Annotated in this window: 24 protein-coding genes, 1 tRNA gene and 2 pseudogenes; 8 read left to right on the top strand and 19 right to left on the bottom strand. The window is 53.4% G+C overall.

The annotated features are described in order from the left end of the window. Nucleotides 1–38: 38 nt before the first annotated feature. The 4 genes and pseudogenes from RHJ31_RS03050 to RHJ31_RS03035 all read right to left on the bottom strand — a co-directional run bounded on the left by RHJ31_RS03050 (nucleotide 39) and on the right by RHJ31_RS03035 (nucleotide 2,938). A pseudogene (locus RHJ31_RS03050) lies at nucleotides 39–722 on the bottom strand (IS630 family transposase). Between the two features lie 186 nt (nucleotides 723–908). After that, nucleotides 909–2,168, bottom strand: coding sequence for an FGGY-family carbohydrate kinase (locus RHJ31_RS03045; RefSeq protein WP_302677325.1), 1,260 nt, complete (start codon nucleotides 2,166–2,168; stop codon nucleotides 909–911). 15 nt (nucleotides 2,169–2,183) lie between these two features. After that, nucleotides 2,184–2,666, bottom strand: a complete 483-nt coding sequence (locus tag RHJ31_RS03040) for a CRR6 family NdhI maturation factor (RefSeq protein WP_206201016.1) — start codon at nucleotides 2,664–2,666, stop codon at nucleotides 2,184–2,186. 29 nt (nucleotides 2,667–2,695) lie between these two features. Then, a complete protein-coding gene (locus tag RHJ31_RS03035) occupies nucleotides 2,696–2,938 on the bottom strand; it encodes a NifU family protein (RefSeq protein WP_206201015.1) in 243 nt (80 codons plus the stop codon). Between the two features lie 183 nt (nucleotides 2,939–3,121). Between RHJ31_RS03035 and efp the strand changes: the two genes are divergently transcribed. The 3 genes from efp to ilvB all read left to right on the top strand — a co-directional run bounded on the left by efp (nucleotide 3,122) and on the right by ilvB (nucleotide 6,155). After that, the gene (gene efp / locus RHJ31_RS03030) at nucleotides 3,122–3,679 is read left to right on the top strand and encodes an elongation factor P (protein ID WP_149820380.1); all 558 of its coding nucleotides are present in this window, start codon (nucleotides 3,122–3,124) and stop codon (nucleotides 3,677–3,679) included. Between the two features lie 11 nt (nucleotides 3,680–3,690). Then, a complete protein-coding gene (gene accB, locus RHJ31_RS03025; protein WP_302677324.1) occupies nucleotides 3,691–4,170 on the top strand; it encodes an acetyl-CoA carboxylase biotin carboxyl carrier protein in 480 nt (159 codons plus the stop codon). A gap of 176 nt (nucleotides 4,171–4,346) precedes the next feature. Beyond that, complete coding sequence (gene ilvB / locus RHJ31_RS03020; protein WP_302677323.1) at nucleotides 4,347–6,155, top strand: biosynthetic-type acetolactate synthase large subunit; 1,809 nt, start codon at nucleotides 4,347–4,349, stop codon at nucleotides 6,153–6,155. Here the strand turns inward: ilvB and RHJ31_RS03015 are convergent. The 5 genes and pseudogenes from RHJ31_RS03015 to RHJ31_RS02995 all read right to left on the bottom strand — a co-directional run bounded on the left by RHJ31_RS03015 (nucleotide 6,152) and on the right by RHJ31_RS02995 (nucleotide 11,745). Then, entirely contained in the window at nucleotides 6,152–7,321 is a 1,170-nt protein-coding gene (locus RHJ31_RS03015) for a glycoside hydrolase family 10 protein (RefSeq protein ID WP_302677322.1), read from the bottom strand. The genes ilvB and RHJ31_RS03015 overlap by 4 nt on opposite strands. Nucleotides 7,322–7,324: 3 nt before the next feature. Further along, nucleotides 7,325–7,972 carry an energy-coupling factor ABC transporter ATP-binding protein gene (locus RHJ31_RS03010; RefSeq protein WP_302677321.1) on the bottom strand — a complete coding sequence of 216 codons (648 nt, stop codon included), beginning with the start codon at nucleotides 7,970–7,972 and terminating at the stop codon, nucleotides 7,325–7,327. 3 nt (nucleotides 7,973–7,975) lie between these two features. Then, entirely contained in the window at nucleotides 7,976–9,250 is a 1,275-nt protein-coding gene (locus RHJ31_RS03005) for a dihydrolipoamide acetyltransferase family protein (protein ID WP_302677320.1), read from the bottom strand. Nucleotides 9,251–9,315: 65 nt separating this feature from the next. Continuing rightward, nucleotides 9,316–9,762, bottom strand: a complete 447-nt coding sequence (locus RHJ31_RS03000) for a YlqD family protein (protein ID WP_399375675.1) — start codon at nucleotides 9,760–9,762, stop codon at nucleotides 9,316–9,318. A gap of 5 nt (nucleotides 9,763–9,767) precedes the next feature. Beyond that, nucleotides 9,768–11,745: pseudogene (locus RHJ31_RS02995) on the bottom strand (long-chain fatty acid--CoA ligase). 113 nt (nucleotides 11,746–11,858) lie between these two features. Here RHJ31_RS02995 and RHJ31_RS02990 point away from each other — a divergent pair. The 3 genes from RHJ31_RS02990 (at nucleotide 11,859) to RHJ31_RS02980 (ending at nucleotide 12,964) form a co-directional block, all read left to right on the top strand. Continuing rightward, nucleotides 11,859–12,455, top strand: coding sequence for a nucleoside triphosphate pyrophosphatase (locus RHJ31_RS02990; RefSeq protein ID WP_302677317.1), 597 nt, complete (start codon nucleotides 11,859–11,861; stop codon nucleotides 12,453–12,455). Between the two features lie 65 nt (nucleotides 12,456–12,520). After that, nucleotides 12,521–12,883, top strand: coding sequence for a 50S ribosomal protein L19 (rplS, locus tag RHJ31_RS02985; RefSeq protein WP_302677316.1), 363 nt, complete (start codon nucleotides 12,521–12,523; stop codon nucleotides 12,881–12,883). Nucleotides 12,884–12,891: 8 nt separating this feature from the next. Next, nucleotides 12,892–12,964, top strand: a tRNA-Trp gene (locus RHJ31_RS02980). Here the strand turns inward: RHJ31_RS02980 and RHJ31_RS02975 are convergent. Continuing rightward, a complete protein-coding gene (locus tag RHJ31_RS02975; RefSeq protein WP_206201007.1) occupies nucleotides 12,965–13,648 on the bottom strand; it encodes a type I restriction endonuclease subunit R in 684 nt (227 codons plus the stop codon). Nucleotides 13,649–13,659: 11 nt separating this feature from the next. Continuing rightward, on the bottom strand, nucleotides 13,660–14,907 hold the full coding sequence (locus tag RHJ31_RS02970) for a site-2 protease family protein (protein ID WP_302677315.1): 1,248 nt from the start codon (nucleotides 14,905–14,907) through the stop codon (nucleotides 13,660–13,662). A gap of 140 nt (nucleotides 14,908–15,047) precedes the next feature. On the opposite strand from RHJ31_RS02970, the gene RHJ31_RS02965 reads away from it, so the two are divergent. Both RHJ31_RS02965 and RHJ31_RS02960 read left to right on the top strand, forming a co-directional pair. Then, nucleotides 15,048–15,260, top strand: coding sequence for a hypothetical protein (locus tag RHJ31_RS02965; RefSeq protein WP_302677314.1), 213 nt, complete (start codon nucleotides 15,048–15,050; stop codon nucleotides 15,258–15,260). A 17-nt stretch (nucleotides 15,261–15,277) separates the two neighbouring features. After that, nucleotides 15,278–15,637, top strand: coding sequence for a phage holin family protein (locus RHJ31_RS02960; protein WP_206201004.1), 360 nt, complete (start codon nucleotides 15,278–15,280; stop codon nucleotides 15,635–15,637). Here the strand turns inward: RHJ31_RS02960 and cobJ are convergent. The 8 genes from cobJ to RHJ31_RS02920 form a co-directional block, all read right to left on the bottom strand. Next, the gene (gene cobJ, locus RHJ31_RS02955; protein WP_302677313.1) at nucleotides 15,634–17,463 is read right to left on the bottom strand and encodes a precorrin-3B C(17)-methyltransferase; all 1,830 of its coding nucleotides are present in this window, start codon (nucleotides 17,461–17,463) and stop codon (nucleotides 15,634–15,636) included. The two genes, RHJ31_RS02960 and cobJ, sit on opposite strands and share 4 nt — an antisense overlap. Before the next feature lie 3 nt (nucleotides 17,464–17,466). Then, nucleotides 17,467–17,955: a TM2 domain-containing protein gene (locus RHJ31_RS02950; RefSeq protein WP_302677312.1), complete on the bottom strand. Its 489-nt coding sequence runs from the start codon at nucleotides 17,953–17,955 to the stop codon at nucleotides 17,467–17,469. Between the two features lie 89 nt (nucleotides 17,956–18,044). Beyond that, complete coding sequence (gene folE / locus RHJ31_RS02945; RefSeq protein ID WP_225901689.1) at nucleotides 18,045–18,719, bottom strand: GTP cyclohydrolase I FolE; 675 nt, start codon at nucleotides 18,717–18,719, stop codon at nucleotides 18,045–18,047. Nucleotides 18,720–18,766: 47 nt separating this feature from the next. Then, on the bottom strand, nucleotides 18,767–19,474 hold the full coding sequence (locus RHJ31_RS02940; RefSeq protein WP_206201001.1) for an SDR family oxidoreductase: 708 nt from the start codon (nucleotides 19,472–19,474) through the stop codon (nucleotides 18,767–18,769). After that, nucleotides 19,471–20,445: an acetyl-CoA carboxylase carboxyltransferase subunit alpha gene (locus tag RHJ31_RS02935; protein ID WP_206201000.1), complete on the bottom strand. Its 975-nt coding sequence runs from the start codon at nucleotides 20,443–20,445 to the stop codon at nucleotides 19,471–19,473. Before RHJ31_RS02935 ends, RHJ31_RS02940 begins: the two co-directional genes overlap by 4 nt. 23 nt (nucleotides 20,446–20,468) lie before the next feature. After that, nucleotides 20,469–21,497, bottom strand: coding sequence for a long-chain acyl-[acyl-carrier-protein] reductase (locus tag RHJ31_RS02930; RefSeq protein WP_302677311.1), 1,029 nt, complete (start codon nucleotides 21,495–21,497; stop codon nucleotides 20,469–20,471). A gap of 44 nt (nucleotides 21,498–21,541) precedes the next feature. After that, a complete protein-coding gene (locus tag RHJ31_RS02925; protein WP_149820418.1) occupies nucleotides 21,542–22,237 on the bottom strand; it encodes an aldehyde oxygenase (deformylating) in 696 nt (231 codons plus the stop codon). A gap of 147 nt (nucleotides 22,238–22,384) precedes the next feature. Then, nucleotides 22,385–22,831, bottom strand: coding sequence for a hypothetical protein (locus RHJ31_RS02920; protein ID WP_302677310.1), 447 nt, complete (start codon nucleotides 22,829–22,831; stop codon nucleotides 22,385–22,387). Nucleotides 22,832–23,145 lie beyond the last annotated feature (314 nt).

The raw sequence follows: 23,145 nt of genomic DNA, 5'->3' as shown, positions 1-23,145 counted from the left end.
GCTCAACTTTTATAGTAATTCCAATCAAGAATGAGACATCATCCAGCACAATACTTGCGAATCACTTCATCAATCGAACTGTTTGACCCTGCATACATCCGCGCTCGCTTCAGCGCACTGAAGTCGTGCTCAATCACATTCAAATCAGGAGAGTATTTCGGTAAAAATAACACCTCGTGACCCGCCGCTTTCACCACTGCCTGAATCGCCCCTTTTGGATGAATCGGTGCATTATCCATCATCAACAACGACGGTCTCTTTAACGTCGGCAAACAGTACTGACTCAGCCAACTCACAAACCCTAACGCATTCAAATATCCTGAAAACAGCATTGGGGCGATGAAGTCTTTCTGGTATCTATACCGTCCTGCGACTCAACTCTCTCTTTTCTGACGCCTCCCCACTCACTCTCCATCAATTCGTTGGCCTCGCGCTGACCACCCATACTCAGACTCCACTTGAGAGTCAAACCCCCTCTCATCGATAGACACCACCGTTTCCTCCCCATGGCTCTCTACTCATATGTCGAGCTGCTGTTGATACGCTTGTCGCTCTTCTTCACACCGTTCTTGGTAACGTATCTGTTTTTTTTCGGGTGATGCCCATTTGGTCGAGGGCGTAACTAATGGTGGAAACTTAGACGCCAAATCGCTGGGCACGGTCGATTAAACGGTCATCGGGATGCTTTGAGTCGCTTCACTGATTTTGCCACCTTGCTTGATATAGGAGACAACCCGCTCTCGTCAGTCCAAGCTATAGCTCATATTCTTGAGTAACATTCATGACGCTTTGAGTATAACCTATCCTTCTTGAAAATATCTCATCTCCTTTCGAAATGGCTATATGTATCCAATCTTTGTCAAATAATTAAGAAAAGGGTTGTAATTTATCAAAAAACAAACATAACTTTATGATTGAGCGAGACGAGCTGTTCCATAGGCGGCCTCTGTTTGAGGTGAAACGGCCACGGGAACCCCTAGGTATTGCTGGCGGAGGGCTAACCATGCGGGATTACGGGCACCGCCCCCCGCCGTCCAGACCCGTTTCAAGGGCGAGGCACCCAGACGTTGTAATTGTTGATAGCCTTGGGCTTCAATGCGGCTGAGACTTTCGAGGAGTCCCTGCAACAAGAGGCGAGGGTCGTCGGGTCGGGGTTCTAGGCGCGGTTCAAGATGCGGATCGTTGATGGGAAAGCGTTCGCCGCGCTTCAAGAGGGGATAGTAGTCTAAGCCCGTGGGTTGATTGACATCTATTTGGACACTGAGGCGCTCTAGTTCCGCTGGGGTGAAAAACTGGGCTAAAATTGCGGCGCCACAGTTGGAGGCACCCCCGACTAGCCAGCGATCGCCTACGGCGCGCGAGCTGCGATCGCCCAAGCGATGACTGTAGATACCTGCTGCCAAATCCTCTACCCTAGAGGCACTCAAGAGCTTGAGCACAAGGGTTGACCCCAAAGATGTCACCGCCTCACCCACCTCCGAGGCACCACTCGCTAAAAAGGCGGCAATGCTATCGGTGGTACCGGCACACACCTCACACTTTGGAGACAAGCCTAAATCGGTGGCTGTGACCTTTCCCAGAACTGTACCGGGGGGAATGACCTTAGGGAGCAGGGGCTGCAAGGACGCAAGCGTGGGGTGGCTGAACCAGTCGGGGTAAGCTTCCTTTGCCGGGTCATAGCCCAACTTCAGGGCATTGTGCCAGTCGGAAATGCCCAGTTGACCATGGAGCAAAAAGGCCAGCCAATCCGCTTGGTGTACCAAAACAGCGTTGACCGTGGGGTAGTGGGTCTGGAGCCACAACAGCTTAACGAGACTACTGGTGGCACTCAGGACTAGGTGATCCGTGGTTAAAATCTGCCGCAGCGTTTGAACCTGATCTTGGGCGCGATCGTCGTTGTAGAGGAGAACGGGTGAGCAGGGCTGCCCCTGAGCATCACAGAGGAAAACGGTGCTAGAGGTGGCATCAATAGCAATCCGCTGAATTTGCTGACGGATAGCGCTTGGAATATCTAAAATCAACGCCCGCAGAGTTGCCGCCCATTCTTGGGGGCGATCGGGCTGGTGCAACGGACGACGGGCAGTGGCGAGAATCTTGCCTTCAGGATCGATGGCGATCGCCCGCGCTCCCGAGGTACCAAAATCAATCCCCAGTGCGATGACCGCCATAGCGCTAGGGAGCCTTCAAAACTCAAGGAGGTCAAAAAGAGCCGTATCTAGCTCATAGCCAAACATCGCTGCCATGCCTTTAATTTTTTCAGCAGCAGGATAGCCCTGTCCCTGAAGCCATTGCCAAAGGGTAAAGACCTTGGCCATCACAAAAATATCAAGGGCTTGGGGGTTGAAGATAATACCCTGCTGCGGATGAAATTCGTGGGGCACCAGCATTGCCCCATAGCGCACCAACTCACCTGCTGACCAATCCAGTAAATAGGGCAACCATGGGTAGCAGACATCAGCACGAATGAACCAAAGGCGCACAGCTGGCAATTCCGAAAGCTCTAGATCAGGTTCATCCGCTGGCCGAGGATAATCAATAAGAAAACGCAGCGCTTGGTGATGCTCTAAAAGCCGCCGCTCTGCAATCAGAGGAGCAAGGACTTGTTGCAGGGGAGATAAATCGAGACGATCAATCTGATCTGGCGTTAACTGGATCGCGATCGCCACGTTCTATCTCTCCCCAGCAGCCAGCGAGATTAAAGAACCTGTTGGACTTCAGCAATCTCTGGAATCGCTTCTTTTAACTTGCGCTCAATACCCATGCGCAGTGTCATCGTCGAACTGGGACAAGCACCACAGGCACCCTGTAAGCGCAGCCGTACCACCGGCCCTTCGATTTCCACCAATTCCACATTACCGCCATCGGCCATCAGGTAAGGACGGAGCTCATCAAGGACTTTTTCGACGTTTTCTTGACTGAGTTCAAGGGTTGCAGCCATTGTTAGTGTCCTTGGATCATGAATGAGATTAACAGCTTCAGTTTATCATCCCCATGGGCGATCGCCCTTTGGGAATTGCAAGGGATGGCAATGGATCTGACTCTAGGGAAATCTGCTGAACAATGTTTAGGAAGGGCAACGCTCAAGGATACAATAATAGCTTGGTGAACTGCACGGTAGGACATGATTTCCAGTAATGATTTTCGCCCCGGTGTAAGTATTGAGCTGGATGGTGCCGTCTGGCGAGTCGTCGAATTTTTGCACGTCAAACCCGGTAAAGGCTCAGCCTTTGTGCGCACAAAATTGAAGAATGTGCAAACGGGCAACGTGATTGAGCGCACCTTCCGCGCCGGCGAGACCGTTCCCCAAGCCACCCTTGAAAAACGCACCATGCAGCATACCTACAAAGATGGCGAAGACTATGTCTTTATGGACATGGAAAGCTATGAAGAGGCTCGCCTCACGCCCGCACAAATGGGCGATCGCGCCAAGTATCTCAAAGAAGGCATGGAAGTCAATATTGTCAAATGGGGTGAGCAAGTCCTTGAGGTGGAGCTACCCAACTCCGTTGTTTTAGAAGTGGTGCAAACCGATCCGGGGGTTAAAGGGGATACTGCCACTGGTGGATCGAAACCCGCCATTGTCGAAACCGGTGCCCAAGTCATGGTACCGTTATTTATCTCTGTCGGCGAGCGGATTCGCATTGATACTCGCTCAGATACGTATCTTGGCCGCGAATAGGAGTAATGGGTGTGGAGCTTGACCTCAACCAAGTACGCGAACTGCTACTAATGTTTGACCAAACCAGCGTCACCGAACTCAACCTTAAGAGTGGCGAACTGGAACTTCAACTCCGCAAGCGTGAGCAGATCAGTGGCAGCACCCCCGTGGTTGTGGCTCCAGCTCCTGCATCAACCGTCACGCCCACCCCTGTGCCCCCTCCAGCCGTTACCCCCGATCCGGAACCAACGCCACCTCCCGCCAACCGTAAAACCGTGGATATTGTGGCGCCAATGGTAGGTACCTTTTATCGTGCCCCTGCTCCCGATGAACCCCCTTTTGTCGAAGTGGGCGATACAGTCAAAAAAGGCCAAGTGGTTTGCATCATTGAAGCCATGAAGCTGATGAATGAAATTGAAGCCGAAGTTAATGGCCAAGTGGTGGAAATTTTGGTGCAAAATGCTGAACCAATTGAGTATGGCCAAACCTTAATGCGCATTTTACCTAACTAAATCAACAGCGTTCTTTCAGCAAGGAGAGGCAGCTACTAATTGTAAAGATATGTTAAGCATCGAGGAGTTTAAGGCCAAGAATTCAATGCTTTCAAGCCTTTGCGCTCTTGCCGAGACCCTAATTGAAAAATTAGAATTTAGAAACATCTACCACCACTGCCTGACGAGGTTGGCCTGTGCAAGCAACTGGAGCATACATTCTTATTGATACCCTATGCCGTCACGGCGTTAAGCATATTTTTGGCTATCCTGGTGGCGCAATCTTACCGATTTATGATGAACTGTACCGTGCTGAGTCAAAGGGAATCATTCAGCACATTCTGGTACGCCACGAACAGGGGGCAGCCCATGCCGCTGACGGCTACGCTCGTGCCACAGGTCAAGTGGGGGTGTGTTTTGGTACTTCAGGGCCGGGGGCGACGAACTTAGTGACAGGCATTGCCACAGCCCACATGGATTCCATTCCGCTGCTGGTGATTACCGGTCAGGTGCCTCGCTCCGCCATTGGTACCGATGCCTTTCAGGAAACGGATATCTTTGGCATTACGCTGCCGATTGTCAAGCACTCCTACGTCGTGCGCGAAGCCAAGGACATGGCACGGATTGTTGCTGAAGCCATTTACATTGCCACCACCGGTCGGCCAGGGCCTGTGCTTGTGGATATTCCCAAGGATGTCGGCCTAGAAGTCTGTGAGTATGAACCGATCGAGCCGGGGCAAGTCAAGCTAAGGGGCTATCGTCCCACGATTCGCGGCAATGTCCGCCAAATTGCCCAAGCGGTTCAACTGATTCGTGAGGCCAAGCGACCCTTGCTCTATGTGGGCGGCGGTGCAATTACAGCGGGTGCTCACGAGGAGGTGCTCAGGTTAGCCGAGCTATTCCAGATTCCGGTGACAACAACCCTGATGGGCAAGGGGGCGTTTCCTGAGTCCCATCCCCTCTCCGTGGGTATGTTGGGGATGCATGGCACCGCCTATGCCAACTTTGCCGTCAGTGAGTGTGATCTATTAATTGCCGTGGGGGCGCGGTTTGACGATCGCGTCACCGGTAAGCTGGATGAATTTGCCTCCCGCGCTAAGGTGATTCACATTGACATTGATCCTGCCGAGGTGGGCAAAAACCGCGTGCCGGATGTGCCGATTGTTGGCAGCGTTAAACCGGTGCTGCAGCAACTCCTCAAGCACATTGAAGACAGTGGTGAAGCCATTGAACCCGTCACCCAAGCGTGGCTCGAGCGCATCAAGGTCTGGAAAGAGGACTATCCCCTTGTCGTGCCGCAGCCCAGTGGTGAACTCTCACCCCAAGAGGTGATTGTTGCCTTTGGCCGCCATGCGCCTGATGCCTACTACACGACTGATGTGGGTCAGCACCAGATGTGGGCAGCGCAATTCCTGAAAAATGGCCCTCGGCGTTGGATCTCCAGTGCTGGCTTGGGCACGATGGGCTTTGGCATGCCCGCAGCAATGGGGGTGAAGGTGGCACTACCCGATCAACAGGTGATCTGTATTAGTGGCGATGCCAGTTTTCAAATGAATTCCCAAGAGTTGGCCACATTGGCTCAGTACGGTATTGCTGTCAAGACGGTGATTATTAACAATTTTTGGCAGGGAATGGTGCGCCAGTGGCAGCAAGCCTTTTACGAGGAGCGTTATTCCCATTCCAATATGGCCAAGGGGATGCCCGATTTTGTGAAATTGGCGGAGGCCTACGGGGTTAAGGGGTTGCGGGTGAGCGATCGCCACGATTTGGATGCAATTGTCCAAGAGGTTTTGGCCTACGATGGCCCCGTGCTACTGGATGCCCATGTCACCCGCGATGAAAATTGCTACCCGATGGTGGCCCCCGGCAAGGCCAACTCCCAAATGCTGGGGCTGCCGGAACGGAAGGTGCTGGAAAAGGCTGCCGAATTGATCTACTGCGCCAACTGTGGGGCAAAGACAATTTCGACCCATCGCTTTTGTCCAGAGTGCGGCAGTAAGCTCTAGGGAGTTGGACAGGCTTGAGCAAACAATCGCCTTGGCAGGGGCTGGCGAAAATGGAAGCGAAGTGTATTTTGGCGGCGATCGCGCGGTTCAGGACCACGCCCCCATAACGTCTCAAAGGAGAAAAAGGACACCCCTAACCCTGATCGCAGCGCGGCTTCTACCTTAGCATCCACCAGTTCGATGGGCACAGGGTTGGTACGTAGCCCTGTAAGGACACCAACGGCGGTGGGAATTTTGGCTTGGGCGTGGAGCATCTCCGGCTGAGTCAACTGCTGTACAAAGCTGGCAAGATTGTAGCGATAGACTTGTACAATCACTTCATCGAGGAGTCCGAGGGCGACCCACTGCGGCCAATCTTGGAGAAATGTCTGGTAGGCGGTGGGCAATGTGGTCGGTGAGACGGAAAAAATGGCATTGGGAAATTCTTGTTTGACCTGCTGCCGCAACGTTTGCACAAAGGCGGTGAGTTTGTCGGCACGCCAGCGCATCCAGTCGGGATCACGGGGATTATCGGGAACGGGGTTTTGGGTTTCCTGCTGATAGAGGGCACGGGTGTAGTCATCATAGCCAAACTCCACGGGCAGGCTGAGGTGGTCATCAAACTGTACACCATCCACGGGATACTGCCGCAGCACCTCAAGGACAATACTAGTGAGAAAGGCTTGTACCTGCGGATGAAAGGGATTGAGCCACGCCACTTCCCCGGCCGCCGTTAAGCGAGTGGTTTGACCATTGACCCCTTGGGTAAGCCAGTCTGGATGGCCAAGGGCGAGTTCTGAGGTTTCTGGCACCATGAAGCCAAATTCAAACCAAGGAATGACCAAGAGATTACGGCAGTGCGCCTGCTGGGTGAGTTCTCCGAGAATGTCGTAGTCTTGGATTCCCCGCAGGACAAAGGGTTGGATGCCCAGATTCTTGGCCGTGGCACTGGGGAAACTGACATAGCCAGAGTTCCAAACAACGGGATAGAGAGTGTTGAAGTTCAACCGCTGTAAATCATTGAGGGTTGCCTCCAACCGCGGGCGATCGCGCAGGATCGGTAAATCATTGGTTGTCAGCCAGACGCCGCGAATCAGCGTTGAGTTTTTTGCCTGTACTGGCCAAATCGTCCAACACAAACTCCAACAGAAGAGAAAAAATAACAGCCAAACGCGACGATGCAGCATAGCTTACAACGCCAGTGGACGGAGATGTCCTGACTCTAGGAGAAAAATCTGAGTACAGACTCTGCGTAAAAATGCAGGGTCATGACTGACGATGAGACCGGGGGTGGTATCCGCCTGCAAAAACTCGATCAACGTGCCACAACTTCGCTGATCCAAAAAGGCCGTGGGTTCATCATAGAGAATCAACTGGGGCTGCATGGCTAAAATGCCCGCGATCGCCACCATGCGTTGTTCGCCGCCCGACAGTTGATGGGGCATGCGATTGGCCAAGTGACTGGTTCCTGTCTTGACCAAGGCTTGGTCAACTCGCTGCTGCACTTCTGCGGTCGGACAGCCCAAGTTTTCAGGGCCAAAGGCGACATCCTCGGCCACGGTAGCCCCAATTAACTGATCCGCTGGATGTTGCAGCACGACCCCCACCGCCGGTTGAAACTGTCCAGCCACCACTGACTGTCCCAAGCAGGTGATCGTTCCCCGCTGTGGCGCAAGAACAGCCGCACAGAGCAGCAGAAGTGTGGTTTTGCCAGAACCATTGTCCCCCATGATGCCTAGGCGATCGCTCCCCTGCACCGTGAGATCAATCCCTTGGAGTAGTGAGGGGGTTGCCCCATAGCCAAAATGGAGATCCCTGATTTCCAGCAGGGCAGTCACAGTTTAGAGCGTCAGGGCTTGGGGATTGGTTTCAATCAGTTTCGCCAAATCCTGAAGGAAAGCGGCAGCATCGGCACCATAGATCACACGGTGATCACAGGTGATATTCACCTTCATCTGCCGTTTCACCCCCAGCAGGCCATCCTCGGTGGCAACCACCGTTGGACGCGACGCCCCCACCGCCATAATGGCTCCTTGACCGGGGGTGAGAATGGCGTCGAAGAAGTCAACCCCGAACATGCCTAAATTGGAGAGACTAAAGGTACCTGTGCTGTACTCCTCAGGTTGCAGTTGCTTGGCGCGCGCCCGCTCCACCAAGTCTTTCCAAGTGCGCGAGAGGCTGTAGATGTCAATTTGATCAGCGTTCTTCAACACCGGTGTAATCAGCCCCCCTCCCGGCATCGCCACAGCCACAGCAATGTTAATGTCGCGGCGGTATTGAATCCCTTGCTCTGTGTAATAGGCATTCATGATCGGGTGTTTTTGCAGCGTCAGGGCGATCGCCTTGGCAAGGAGCGCCGTCATTGTCACCCCTTTTGACTTGATTTGCTGGTACAGCCGATCCAACGCATCCGTTGTAATCGTGTAGGCCACATGGAAGTCGGGAATGCCAAGGCTGGCCACCATATTCCGCACAACGGCATTTTGTAGCGTTGTCAGGGGCACCAGATCCTCTTTGGCGACGACCGGGGCAGTCGCAGGGGGGGCTGTGGGGACAGGGGGTGTCGCTACTGGTGTAACGGGAGTTGCAGGCGCACCAATCAAGGCTTCCACATCAGCGGCGGTAATCCGACCATTGGGGCCCGTTCCCTTGAGCGTCTGCAAATCAATTTTGTGTTCCTTGGCCAATTTGCGGGCACGGGGGGAAGCAATCACTCGCCCAGTAGTTGCAGCGACAGCACTGGTGGGAGAAGCCACTGCCACAGGAGCCGTTGCGGAGCCATTCGTGGTGGCCGCCGCGGTTGTCGTCGTCGGAGTCGCAGCACTCGTGCCGCTACCAAGGGACTTCGCCTTTGCCTCTGCTTCCGCAATTTCTGCTTCTGTTTCTGCCACAAGGCCAATGGTGGAACCGACGGGTGCCACTTCGCCAGCAGGCACGGTAATCACCGCCAAATAACCGTCGTAGAAGGACTCCACATCCATATCGGCCTTGTCGGATTCTACAATCAGCACAGTTTCCCCTTTGGCCACCTTATCGCCGGGAGATTTCACCCAAGAGACAATTTTGCCTTCGGTCATGGTGGAGCTGAGGGCGGGCATGAACAGTTCACGAATCATAGAGGCTGCTATCCTTGGTTGGCAATCGAGAGGGAGTCAAATTCACTAAAAATGAAAGGTAAAAGTTAGAGCGTGCCGCGAATTTCTTCGATGACGCCATTGCGCAGGAGAATCTCCACCTGCATTTTTTGGATCAAGTTGTCTCCTTTAGTGACATAGAAGAAGTTATCCACCTGCCCTTGATCGACTTCCTGACCCATTTGGAGGCGCTGTACCTGATCGAGTTGCTGCAGAATCAGATTTTTTTGCTGCAACAGTTGCGCCTTTTGATTGTTGGCTTGCCCTTGAACCTCTTGAATGCGGGCATTGATTACGTCTGGCGCTTCAGTGCTTTTGCGCAGTTCCTCAATCACCTGCTGCAATTGAAAATCTAACTGCTGAATTTGGCTATCCACTTGATTTAGTTGTGTCTGAAGCTGCCTTTGGGCATCGTCTTTCCACTCGGGAGTGACGATTGCTTTCACCATAATCTGGCGCCGCAGGAGCAGTTTAGTATCCATAGGGTCTGTCATGGAGATTACTCAAACATGGCGTTAATCATATCGCGGTAGCGATCGCTCACGACATGACGACGAAATTTTTAGGGTTTGGGTCAAAAGACCATTCTCTATCGTAAAGGGTTCGAGGACAAAGCGAAATGTGGCAATGCGATCATCTGGGCGATAGCCGGGGCGATTTTGCACTTCCCGCAGCAGTTCTTGGCGGTAGAGATCAATAATCACTTTGCTCTCCAGCGTCACCAGTTCACCCGTGCCCGCTGGGGCTGGGCGGTTTGGCAACTCCAAGCGGTACCCCTTGGCAACCACCCACTGTTCCAGCGCTTCCAAATTAGGCACAATCAAGGCACCCAAGGCTTTTTGATCTTGACCCACCAGCATAATCTGGTCAATGTAGGGGCTGCGGACACAGGCATCCTCAATGGGCTGGGGTTCAATATTTTCGCCGTTGCTGAGAACAATCGTGTCCTTCTGCCGCCCCGTTAGTACCAGATCGCCATTGGGGGTGAGGTAGCCCAAGTCGCCCGTGTCAAACCAGCCTTCGGCATCGAGGACTTTAGCGGTGGCTTCGGGTTTGTTGTAGTACCCCCGCATGACTTGGGGACCTTTGGCCATCACCAGCCCTTTTTGGCCAAACTCAACGGGGGCTTTAGTTTCGGGATCCACAATCTTAATCGCGGTATCGGGAATGGGACGGCCGGCGGAGCCGCGTAGATTTGCCCAAGAGCGGCGAGCGGTCAGTACCACAGCCGTTTCTGTGAGGCCATAGCCCACTAGCACTTCTAGGTTGATGACTTCATAGAATGTGTCCAAATGGGGGGCAAGGGCACCGCCACCACTAATCACCTGTTTAATTTCACCGCCCGTGGCTTCACGAATTTTGCGATAGACACGCTTCTCCCCCAGTTCGTAGAGAGGCTTGAGGAAAAAGGTTTGCAGACGGGCAACCAATTTTTGCCAACCACTGGGATGGGAGTTGGTCAGGCTGAGGCCGGTGAGCAGTCGCCGTTGCAGGACATATTGCTGGCCAACACTGAGGAAAAACTGGGCAAGACGCCGCTTTGTGGCCGGGGCATCGCGCAGTTGCTTTTGCACCCCTTCATAAAAGCCTTCCCAGATACGAGGTACGGCAATCATGTAGTGGGGCTTACACCGTTTTAAGTCATTCTTGAAGTGACGGAGGTTAGTATAGGTTTGGCTACAACCACAGGCAAAGAGAAAGTATTCGGCCACCCGTTCGTAGGCATGCCAAATAGGCAAGATACTGAGAATGCGATCGCCCACCTGCGGTTGCACAATTGCCCAGAGATTGACAATTTGACTCAGTAGCCCCCCATGGGTGACCATCACGCCCTTGGGTTGACCTGTGGTACCGGAGGTGTACATCAGCGTTGCCAAGTCATCGGGGGTAATGGCGACTGCCCGCACTGTGCCATATTGTCCTTCCGTAAAGACTTGACCAAAATTCAAGAGCCGCAGGGGAAAATGCTCAAGTTCTGGGGATTCTGCACTTAAGAGCACAACAGTTTCCACCCCTGTCTCTGCTAAACCCTCTTGAAGTTTGCGCAAGGTGGCCAAGTTTTCAATCAGCAGCAGGGTTGCCCCACTATCACGGAGAATGTAGAGCAGTTCTTGGGCCTCTGCGGTACCACTGCGCACCACATTAATGGCACCGGCCATCATACTGCCTTGATCGGCAATCAGCCAGCGGGGACTATTGTCAGCAAATAAGGCCACGCGATCGCCGGCAGCGACACCCAGCGCTTGTAGGCCAGCAGCAAAGCGTTGAATGCGTTGATAGAGTTCACTGTAGGTAATGCGAGTGGCCGGCTCTTCGTAGGGCGCATCAACAGCAACCACCTCCCCATGGCGTTGCGCTAGGAGAGGCCAAATTTCCGGCAGCGACTGGAGGGTTTTGTAGGCCAAAAAGTGATTGGGCAACGAGGCATCTTGGGGGAGGCCGCCGGGGGGAGTGTAGGTGTAGGCCGCACTGGTCATTGGTTTGGCTCCAGACGCAACACCTAGATAATAAACCCTCAATGGGACACCTCATGCAGGTTTAACAATTTCAATGTGAGATCATAAGAATCGGTTACTTAGCAAGCAGTCCTATGGTGCCCTTTGTTCTTGCCTCTGCCTCGCCGGCGCGCCGCCAACTGCTGCGACAGGTTGGCATTGATCCCATTATTCAACCCAGTCACTTTGATGAATCCGTGATTCAGGCAACTACTCCCACGGAACTGGTGCGATTACTGGCACGGTGTAAGGCAGAAACAGTGGCTCAAACCTACCCACCCCCCGCCCTCATTTTGGGCTGTGATTCTGTGCTGGTTCTAGGGGGAGAAATTTATGGTAAACCAGCCTCGCCAGAGGTGGCGATCGCCCGCTGGCAACAAATGCGCAGTCAAACGGGAGAATTGCTGACAGGCCATGCCTTGATTGACTTGGCACAGGGGCGCACCTGTGTTGAGGTCGAGTCCACCCAAGTGGTTTTTGCCGATATTAGCGATGCCGAAATCGCTGCCTACGTCGCTTCTGGTGAACCCCTTGCCTGTGCTGGTTGTTTTGCCCTCGATGGCCAAGGTGGTGCCTTTGTCGAGAAAATTGTCGGGACTCCTAGTAATGTCATTGGCTTGAGCTTGCCCCTACTGCGGCAGATGCTGCTGAGCTTGGGATACACCCTTGGCGATGTGCAAAGCAAGAAATGAAAAACTGGCCTAGACAAGTCTAAATGCTTAGGGTATACTAAGAGATTGCGAGTTAAGGAACTGTCATGAACGCCCAAGACATTATTCGCTCGATTGAAGCGGAGCAAATGAAGACTGACTTGCCCGTGATTCATGTGGGCGATCGCGTTCGGGTTGGTGTCAAAATTCAAGAAGGCGGTAAAGAGCGCGTCCAACCCTACGAAGGGGATGTGATTGCCATGCGCAACACGGGCATTAACCGCACCATTACCGTGCGCCGTGTCTTTCAAGGAGTGGGCGTTGAGCGCGTCTTTTTGCTACATTCGCCACGAATTGATAGTATAAAAGTAATCCAGCGGGGTAAAGTCCGCCGTGCCAAACTCTATTACCTGCGCAACCTCGTGGGTAAAGCCTCGCGCATCAAAGCACGGTTTGATCGCCCTCTGTAAACAGCCTTGCGTCCTTAGTTCAGTTGGTAGAACGTCGGTCTCCAAAACCGGATGTCGGGGGTTCGAGTCCTCCAGGGCGCGTTAGTTAATCTGATCTGAAGGTTTTGGTGTCTTAAAGTCCTTTGCAACAGGGATGTACTGGACTAAATGCTTGAGTATCTGGGCGACGCGGATGAGATTGCGATCGCTATCGGAAAGCAAAGTAAAGTTATGAGATAGCGCAAATTCATTGCCAATGAGTTTCACAAAAAGATAGTCATAGCCATTCGTCACCAAGCCAAAAATAGGGAGATTGCGGTCGGGACAGGCAGACATATAGGCAAGGGCTTGGGGCACAGCCCGTAAGACACTAAAGCCACTCCGTTTACCTTCAATCACGACTAGCCAGAAGTTGTCCCGAATCGTCAGCGCATCTATCCGTCCCTCTAGGCTGACTTTGCCCTCCTCACTATCAACTTCCGTTTGGATTTCTACCCATGTTTCACCGCGAATGCGATAGGGGGGGTCACACAGGCCTAATGCGTCTAGTAAGGGGGATAGCAAGATAATGTTTAGCGTTCCCTCGCTCACTTCACTTTCTTCTAAGTAGAGTAAATACCGTTGGGATAAGCGGTTTAATGCCTCTATTTCCCTATCGCTGAGCTGTGCTGTTTCCGATTGCCACTCAGGAAAAAAGTTAGGGTTGGTGGATTTAACGAGACCTAATTTGGTCTCTAAATCCCGAAAGTTGATGATTGCTCGAGCGATCGCCGTTGCAGTAGCCATTGTTAAAATTCTTAGCGAACTTGAGAAACGAGTGGTGTGCCGCGATCGCTCCCCTGAAATTGCAGCGCTGTTTTTGCCAGTTCCAATAATTGCAGTTCAGGGGGATAGTGCCTTTCTTGCTTGAGGCGTTGAATGTCCTGTTTCCCCAGTTGCCAGTGCAACCGTTTGGCTAGAGCCAGTAGGACATCGCCGCGATCAATGACGCCCGCCACGGCATCGGCAGGGGTTAAAACCGTAACAAAGCGCTGTTGCTGCTCCTCTAGGGTGCAAACCGTCTTGGCGAGAGAGTCTGATTCTTTGACGGTGGCGATCGCCCGCAGGGGGACGGCTAACTCTTCGACTGGCGTCACTTCCCAGCGGCTGCGCTCCACATGGTTCAAGGCTTGGGGATCCAAATAACCGCGGTAGCGACCATCGGTGGCGACAAAGTAGGCTGTGGGCTGGCGATCAGCTAGGAGGAGATAGCAATCGGCAAACTCCCGCAGAGAGAGCGTGCCCTCAATGACGCGAAAATCCCGTGTCATGGCCTCGGCAGCCGTTAGAGTGAGCAGCGTTTCTTGGAGCTGGCTGAGACGGTGGTAGAGTATCGCATTTTGCAGGGCAAACCAACCCAACAGTCCCAACCACAGGCCATTACCACTGCCAAGGAGGGTCACAAACAGCCCAAAACTAATGGCCAACCAGCCCAACAGTTGTCCCGATCTCGCCGCCCAACGCATCCCCTGAAAGCGATTGCCTGTCAATTTCCAAACGGTTGCCTTGAGCACTTGACCCCCATCGAGGGGAAGTCCCGGCAGAAGGTTAAAAACCCCCAAGACAAAGTTGATATTGGCCAGATAGAGCAACAGTTCATGGAGGGGATGATCCCCCGGCAGTACCACGGCTGCCCCTTGCAACAGGGCAAAAAGGGCAAAACTCACCAAAGGCCCCGCGATCGCCACCTGAAAAGCTTGACCGGGGGTATTGGATTCCCGTTCAATGGCCGCCATGCCGCCAAAGAGAAAGAGGGTAATCGAGCGCACCGTAATCCCTTGGGAACGTGCCACCAAGCTGTGTCCCAATTCATGGAGCAAGACTGAGGCAAACAACAGCAGGGAAACGACAAATCCCATTCCCCATGCCAGTGCTCCCCACTGCGGGTAGGTGGCTTGCCAGTCACTGCCATTGAGAAAGGTAAACAGCAGAATCACCAGAAACCACGACCGATCAATGTAGAGGGGAATGCCAAAGACACGCCCCACTTGCCAACCTTGTCCCATGCCCACCTCAGTGCATCGCGCTCTATCTCCATTATCGCCCCAGATTCTGAATACACATGATTTACAAAAATTTGCGTCTCAAAACGTGACCTTCCCATCTCTGGCCTAAAATAAAGGCAACGCTGCTAGAGGATGGTGCGATGTCTCAAGCCCCTGTACTGGTGTCTGCCAATGGCCATGTCCTAGACGTGCCCTTTGATCCCTTTTGGCAAGGGTTGCAGGAGTTTGGCTCCCATTTGCTGTGGTCATTGTGTCTCTCACTGCTCCTGAGCCTTCTCCTCAGTTTGATCAGCTACTGGCTTAGCGTGACTTTTGGGATACCCGTACTGCCCTTCTTTTTGATTGTTGTTTAACTGGTGAGGAGCTGCGTATGTGGGGTTTACTCATTACTTGGATTGTGACCAGTATTAGTTTGTTTATTGTGTCGCGCCTCTCATTTTTGGGCGTGGAAATTGATAAATTCACAACCGCGCTGTGGTCGGCGATTGTCTTCGGCTTTTTGAATGCCACGTTGGGGGCTATCCTGAAATTCTTTGCATTCCCCTTTATTTTTCTGACGTTTGGTTTGGTTGCGCTGATTATCAATGCCGCCATTTTTGCCCTTGCAGCAGCCCTTGTCGATGGCTTTAGACTACGCAATGGCTTTTGGAGCGCCTTTTTTGGCTCGATCGCCCTCAGTATTGTCAACTGGGCTTGCTTTAGTCTGCTGGGTCAGGCCGGCTTGCTCTAGGATGCCTTTCCTAGATAGCCACGAGGGGTAATCAGCCAATCATGGAAGCGGCGGGTACTGGCATTGCCAATCAGCACCAAGCTGAACATATCCACCGTTTCCGGTTTCAAGGCGCCAAGGGTGGTGAGGGTGATCTGCTCCTCAGGGCGATAGGCGGCACGGACGATCGCCACGGGTGTTTGCGGTGAACGATATTTTAAGAAAATGGCTTTGGCGTCCACCAATTGCTGCTGGCGATCGCGCGAACGCGGATTATAAAGGGCGGTCACAAAATCGGCTTCAGCCGCCGCCCGTAAGCGCTTCTCAATCACTGGCCAAGGGGTCAGGCGATCGCTGAGGCTAATGGTACAAAAGTCATGCATCAGGGGTGCCCCTAGGCGGGCAGCGGCAGCATTCACGGCACTCACCCCCGGCAACACCTCTACGGGTAAATCGCTGATACCCGCTTCTGCCAATAGCTCTAGCACCAGACCCGCCATGCCATAGATGCCACAGTCCCCAGAAGAGACCACGGCGACATTGAGTCCCCACTGGGCTAGATCGATGGCATCTTTGGCGCGTTGTCGCTCTTGGGTAATGGCATAGGCAGCAACCATCTGTCCCGGTCGCCGCAGGGGGGCCAGCAATTCTAGGTAAAGCCCATAGCCCACGAGAATATCGGCGGCCAAAAGGGCAGAACGGGCTGCGAGGGTGAGTTGATCCAAGGCTCCCGGACCAGTGCCAATCAGGCTCAAGGCACCTTGGCGGGGAATGAATTCCCGTTCAGACTGGGCAATGGCGATCGTCACCGCACCGGGTTCACCCCCTTGACGGTAAATCTGCTTAGGAACAATTAAACCCCCCCCCTCACTGGCTAACACTGCTGCGGCTTCAGCCACACTGGGCGTTCCCATTTCTGCGGCGACAATGGTTGAGGGGGTGGGTACGCTAACAGGCGCCAATTCTTGAGCGGAAAACCAGCGGCTTGGCCAATGGTGCGCCGCAGCCACCTGACATAACCCCACTTCATCGGCTTTGCGATCAATACTGGCAAGGCCGGCGATCGCCAGCGGGCTTAACCCGGCTTGGGCAAGGGTATGATCAATGGCCTGCTGGATCAGGGCTGCCGATGTTCCCCGTTCACAGCCAATGCCGAGCCACAGTACCCGTGGATGCCAAGCCACACCTGAAGTCAAAGAGGCGGGCAACGCTTTTTCGGTAATCCAAACCGCATTTTCTAGGGGTGGGGTGCTGACAAACTCAAGGGGGTGATCTGAACTAAGAGCCGTGCGCCACAAAGAGCTACCGCAGGTTTGATACACTTGCAGCGGTTTTCCTTGAGCTTGTTGGCGGGCGATCGCGTTCCAGTCGCCGCTGCCTCGTTGCCACCCCAAGGCCATCCCCCACGTATCCACAGCAAAGTAGCCTTGGGCATGACTTGCTCCCGTGAGAATGGGTGTTGCACCAATGGCGGCGCTGAGCATTTGACACAGGCGATCGCCCCCAGCCCCATGACTACCTAGCAAACTCACGATCCATTGACCATCCTCAGACAGAACGCAGACCGCAGGATCCTGTCTTTTGTGGGTCAACAGGGGCGCGATTAACCGCACCACCGCGCCGCAGGCTAGGGCAAAGATCCAAGCGCGATAGTGGCACCAGTGTTCCTGCAAATGGGCTGCAAGGGGGCGATCGTAGGTTTGTACCCTAGGGTGAGTGGATGCTAAATGGCTGGGTACCCAGATGTTCAGGGGAATCCCCGTGTCAACAAGGCGTTGCAGTTGAGCCAGCCCTTGGGCAGTGGTGGCGATCGCCCCAATGGGTTGAAACTGGTCTAACCGTGGCATGAACTAGACATCAAAGCGATAGCGCACTGCGCCCGTTTCTGGATCGTTAAATACTGTGGCGTAGCCGAGGCGTTGGGCTTCAAAGAGCAGTTCCTCAACGGTTTGGGCATCAAAATGGGTATAAAGTGCGGCTTGGGCGGCAGAAAGGACGCCACCGTGTTCCTTAGCCACTTGCAGTAAGCGGTGCATGGGCGTCGTGGGGCTGAGGTCGGCTTGTTCCCATGCGGTCAGATAGCGCCCCCGCAGGTAGGTATTGCGGTGATCTACCATCCCCGGAATTAAAAAGAGATCAATGAATTGGCCAATGCCACAAAAGCCAAAGGTGATCAGGTACAAAAAGCCAATCATCGGCTGGCCGACATAGAAGCGTTGCAGGCCACAGAAACCCCCAAAGCTCAAGCACCACAGCAGATAGGCAACCCCCACCTTGAGGAATTTTGGCTGCGTTTGCCAGCGTTGGCGATGACTGGAAAAGGAGAGTGTTTGCCCCATGATCTCAGGAGGATTCTACTATTTCTCATCCTAACCTAAGTTTCTGAAAACCACTGCGGGGGCTAGCGATCGCCCCCCAAGGATACGTCCTAGAAATTCGGCTGATGACGAATCAGATTCAGAAACTCCTCACGGGTCTTTTGATCTTCACGGAAAACCCCCAGCATCGAACTGGTCACCGTCCAAGAGCCGGGTTTTTGGACACCGCGCATCACCATGCACATATGGCTGGCTTCCATGACCACAGCCACCCCCTTCGGATCGAGAACGGTTTCAATGGCTTCGGCCACTTGACGGGTCAGGCGCTCCTGCACTTGCAGCCGCCGCGCATACATTTCGACAATTCGTGCCAATTTGCTCAGGCCGATCACCCGCTGATTGGGGATATAGGCCACATGGGCTTTGCCAATGAAAGGCAACATGTGATGCTCACAGAGGCTAAAGAAGTTAATGTCGCGCACTAAGACCATTTCATCGTGGCCTTCATCAAAAATCGCGCCGTTGACAAGGGTTTCAAGGGATTGACTATAGCCACTGGTGAGAAATTGCATCGCTTCAGCAACCCGCTTGGGGGTTTTCAGTAACCCCTCGCGATCGGGATCCTCACCCACATTGAGTAGAATTGTGCGCACTGCGGCCATCATTTCTTCTTTGGCAACCTCAGGGGGGGGTGGGTGGGGAATCGCTTCTTTGCCTTGGTGGGTGTTGCGATCGGGCAGAATTGCCGGAGTGGTCGCTTTACCGTTGATGATCGAATCGGGCATATTGAACGTTGTCATAGAAAGAGTGACAAGTGAAGGACAAAGGGAGCCTAGAGGGTTCCGCCAAGGGGCATCACCACTAGCTCTTCCACAAAAGCCGTTTGCGGCAATTGAGTCGTGTACAAAATCGTGTTAGCAACGTGTTCAGGGGTTAACATCCCCGTGCGGTCAAAGTTTCCTGCTACGTCTTCCCAAATGGGGGTATCAACGGCGCCGGGACAGATGGCAATCACGCGGATACCGTGGGCGCGTTCTTCAGCCGCCATCGTTTTGGTCAAGGCCATGAGGGCAAACTTCGAGACACAGTAGGCGCCCCAGTCGGGAAAAACTTGGCGTCCAGCAATTGAAACAACATTTACTATCGTACCGCACTGGCGGGATCGCAGTTGCGGCAGTACCGCTTGCGAGCAAATGAGGGCACTGGTGAGGTTGACGTTAAGAATTTGCTGCCAGTCCGCCAAGGGTTGATCAATCAGGGGCGCAGTCCTAGCCATCCCCGCATTATTCACCAGTACATGGACATCGCCAACACGAGCGAGAATCTCATCAAGGCGCGATCGCAGGGGTTCAGGATCGCTAAAGTCCACGCTAAAGGTATGGGCTTCAACCCCACAGGCCACCACTTGGGCATGAACGGCAGCAAGTTTGGCGGGCGATCGCCCCAACAGCACGACATTAAACCCCGCTTGGGCAAAGGCAATGGCCGTGGCGGCCCCAATGCCACTACTGGCGCCCGTGATTAAGACTTGTTGGGTCATATCGCTTCACTAAAGACGCCCATGCGCCGAAACTTCTGATAGCGCAACTCCCGCCGTTCACTACTGCTGAGGGCTTGCACTGCCGCCAAATTTCGCAGGAGAGCCGCCTTGAGATTTTCCGCCGCTTCTACGGGGTTGCTATGGGCAGCGCCGACAGGCTCGGGCACAATTTCATCAATAATCCCCAGCTTCAGCAGGTCGCGAGCCGTAATTTTCAGGGCTTCCGCCGCTTGGGGCGCTTTTTGGGCATCGCGCCAGAGAATTGCGGCACAGGCTTCTGGGGGCGCCACACTATAGACGGCGTGCTCAAACATCAGCAGGCGATCGCCGACACCAATGGCCAAGGCTCCCCCTGAGCCACCTTCACCAATCACGGTACAGATGATCGGCACCTCAAAGCGAAACATCTCCCGCAGATTGTAGGCAATCGCTTCCCCTTGGCCAAACTTCTCCGCCTCTACCCCAGCCCAAGCCGCTGGTGTATCAATAAAGGTGAGGATGGGCATCTGAAAACGGTTCGCGTGCTCCATCAGACGCAGGGCTTTGCGATAGCCCCCCGGTGAGGCCATACCAAAATTGCGAGCCACATTATCCTTGGTGTCGCGACCCTTTTGCTGCCCCAGCATCACGACGGGTTGACCATTGAGGCGACCAATACCACCGACAATGGCCGGATCATCGCTGCCTCGGCGATCGCCATGGAGTTCAATCCACTCTTCGCTAATGGCTTGGATGTAATCCAGCGTGCTGGGACGGCGCGGATGACGAGCCACCTGCAGGGTTTGCCCCGGCGTCAGCTTACTGAAAATTTCATAGCGCAGTTGCTTGGCACGCTCTTCCAATTCACGGATTTGCTCCGAGACATCAACGCCAAACTCCGAGGACTTATCCCGCACCTGCTGAATTTGGGCTTCTAGCTCCACAAGGGGCTTTTCAAACTCCAACAGAAGCGTGCGACGTTCGTTTGCCATAGGCGATTGGGTTCCTTTTGGTTTTACTGAGGGTTCAACAGTAGGGGCTGAAATCCGTGTTTACGGGAGACCTCACCAATTTGCTGCATCTTTTCCACCGTGATTTGATTGCGCCCCCAAGAGAAATTGGTGTGCCAGCCCTCAAACTCCAAAAGCATGGCTTCCGCAAAACAGGCAAACATCTGCCGTGAGGGCACATCCATATTCACAATTTCCATAATTTTCCAGTCAATATCGAGGGCGTGCTCGACAATGCCACCATTGAGAACATGGATCTGCGGGTGCTGAATTTTAGTGCCCATATTTTTCGGGTAGCCGCCATCAATCATCAGCGAGGGGCGTTTTAACTGCTCAACGCTCAGCTCGACGCCCTTGGGCATACTGGCCACCCAAACCACAATATCGGCAAGGGGCAGGGCATCCATTAAGTCTAGAATTTTCCCCCGTCCCAATTCCGCCTGTAGATCTAGCAGGCGATCGCGATTTCGTGCCACCAGTAAGAGATCCTGCACATCCAAGCAGGTATTCAACCAACGGCAGACAGCACTGCCAATATCCCCAGTAGCCCCACAGACAGCCACAGTTGCCTGACGCAAATCAATCCCCACTTGGGGCGCCGCCTGCTCAATTTGTTGGCAGATGATATAGGCGGTGTGGGTATTCCCCGTGGTAAAGCGGCGAAAGTCTAGCTCGATATTGCGAACGTGGGACATTTTCTCCAGATCAAAGTTCTCAAAGATGATCGAGGAGAAGCCCCCCAGCGCCGTAATGTCAATATCATGCTTTTGGGCATGGGCCATGGCGTTAATGATTTTGCGAGTCGCCGCCTTCACCCGCTGGTTGGCCAGCATTTCCGGTAAGAAGCAGGACTCGACGTATTTGCCATAGATAGTTTTGCCCGTGACGCTTGTCACCGTAATCTCATCGACGATCTGCGGCGGTGCCATACACCAAAATTCCAAGCCTTGATCGGCGTATTCGGGATAGCCTAACTGGTGGGCAACGGCTTGGGCGTGCTCCAGATTCGTCAGATGACCAATTAATCCAAACATACAAGCGTGCGGTGACTAAAATGTAACGATATGTTAAGCCACCCTTATGCCGCAGTTAGGCCATAAACCGACATCTTCATAATTTCGCGGGTGGTAAAGCCGATATTTTCTAGGGCACCACTATACTGAATCATGAAGTCTTCCACAAGGGCGTCTTTTTCCATGCCAAGCACTTTGGCATCTGCTTCCACTTGGTTGAGCATTTTCCAGACCAAGGGCAGGTTGGCGCGATTGGCTTCTTCAACTTCGGCTTTGACGCTCTCAAAGTTTTCCTTTAACCAGATTTCGCCAAAGTTGAGGTGGCTGTACTCATCTTTGACCACACCTTCAGTAATTTTGCGGGCAAAGGGATCTGCCATCGGGATGTAGATGTTGTAGGCGGCGATCGCGAAGCACTCGATGATTAAAGCTTGAATCAGTAAGCAAGTCGCAATTTTCCCCTCTGCGAGTGCCGCTTGAAAGTTACCGTGCAGTTTTTCAAAGAAGGCCTTGGCAAATTCCATATCTGGGGTCACGCTCAGGTTGCGACCACAGGCCTCAAACCCCTTTCTGTGGCGGGCTTCCATCTTGGCAAGGCGGGTGAGTTCTTCTTGGTGCTCGGGCAGCAGCTTGGCTAGGTCAATGTAATTGTCGTGAGCTTCCTGTTCACCTTCAATGACAATGGCGTTGATGCGGCTGTAGGCATCCTTGTAGCGATCGCTATGGTAGTCCAACTCAGGGGTAGCGGTAGCCGTTGTCATTGCAAACTCTCCTAAACACAAATTTATTAGAAGTTATGAGGTAGCAGGGCTTCCGTTATCATAGCGCAGCAGCGATCCCCTGACGAGGGGCAGCGTGCCAGAGATTTTCGAGTTCCTGAATAGGCGAATCTCTATGCACCGATAGCACTAGAAACTGCCCATATTGCTTGGGGGTGGCACTTCTGGCAACAGCTGAGGGGGAGGAGCGACCGACTGAATAGGGCCATTGTAGTCAATGCGAATCATCGGATTGCTGGGGTCGGGGTTGACCGTGACAATACTTTCAATAGTTGGTGGTTCCGCAGGTGCCCCCCCTAGAAAGCGAAAGGTAAACGTACCATCACCATTGTCCACGTAGGGGGATTGACTCGCAGGCCCAAACATGGATGCTTCAGCGCGGTAGCGACTCAACCCGCCATTCGCCCGCTCTGCTGCCTGTCGTGCCCAATTCCGTGCCCGCTGGAGGACTGGATTATCTACCCCAAAGGGATTAAAGTTTTCCCGTGGTGGTGGCTCTGTCTGTGCCAGCACTGGACTGATACCTGTCAACGCGCACGCTAGAATCAGGCTGAATGTCATGGGGTGAAAGGACATCAACGCAAACTCCCACTCCTAAACTTTGCTTTGGCAGTCATGCCCTTAAGTGACGAGCAACTGAATCTTTCAGTTCCAAACCCAATATGAACCTTGTCCTAAAATAGGGGATCCATAAAGGGGAGGCAATCCTCTTCCATAGTGCCCCTCAGGTTTTTGGCTGCGTGCCAGCCTTGGGAAAAGAGCCGTAGTAGAGAAGTCCGTAATAGACGGATGCCTCGCCCCTATTGATACAATGGGTAAAGTGATAGGCTAAAACGATTGCACGAGTTAAACGCACTGCGGTGCGCAATCCACAGTCTAGAGGGCATAAC

Source organism: Thermosynechococcus sp. JY1331 (genome assembly GCF_031583475.1).
In the GTDB taxonomy this organism is placed as follows: domain Bacteria; phylum Cyanobacteriota; class Cyanobacteriia; order Thermosynechococcales; family Thermosynechococcaceae; genus Thermosynechococcus.
Note: the sequence above shows the minus strand (reverse complement) of the source record. Positions and strands in the feature narration are given on the sequence as shown.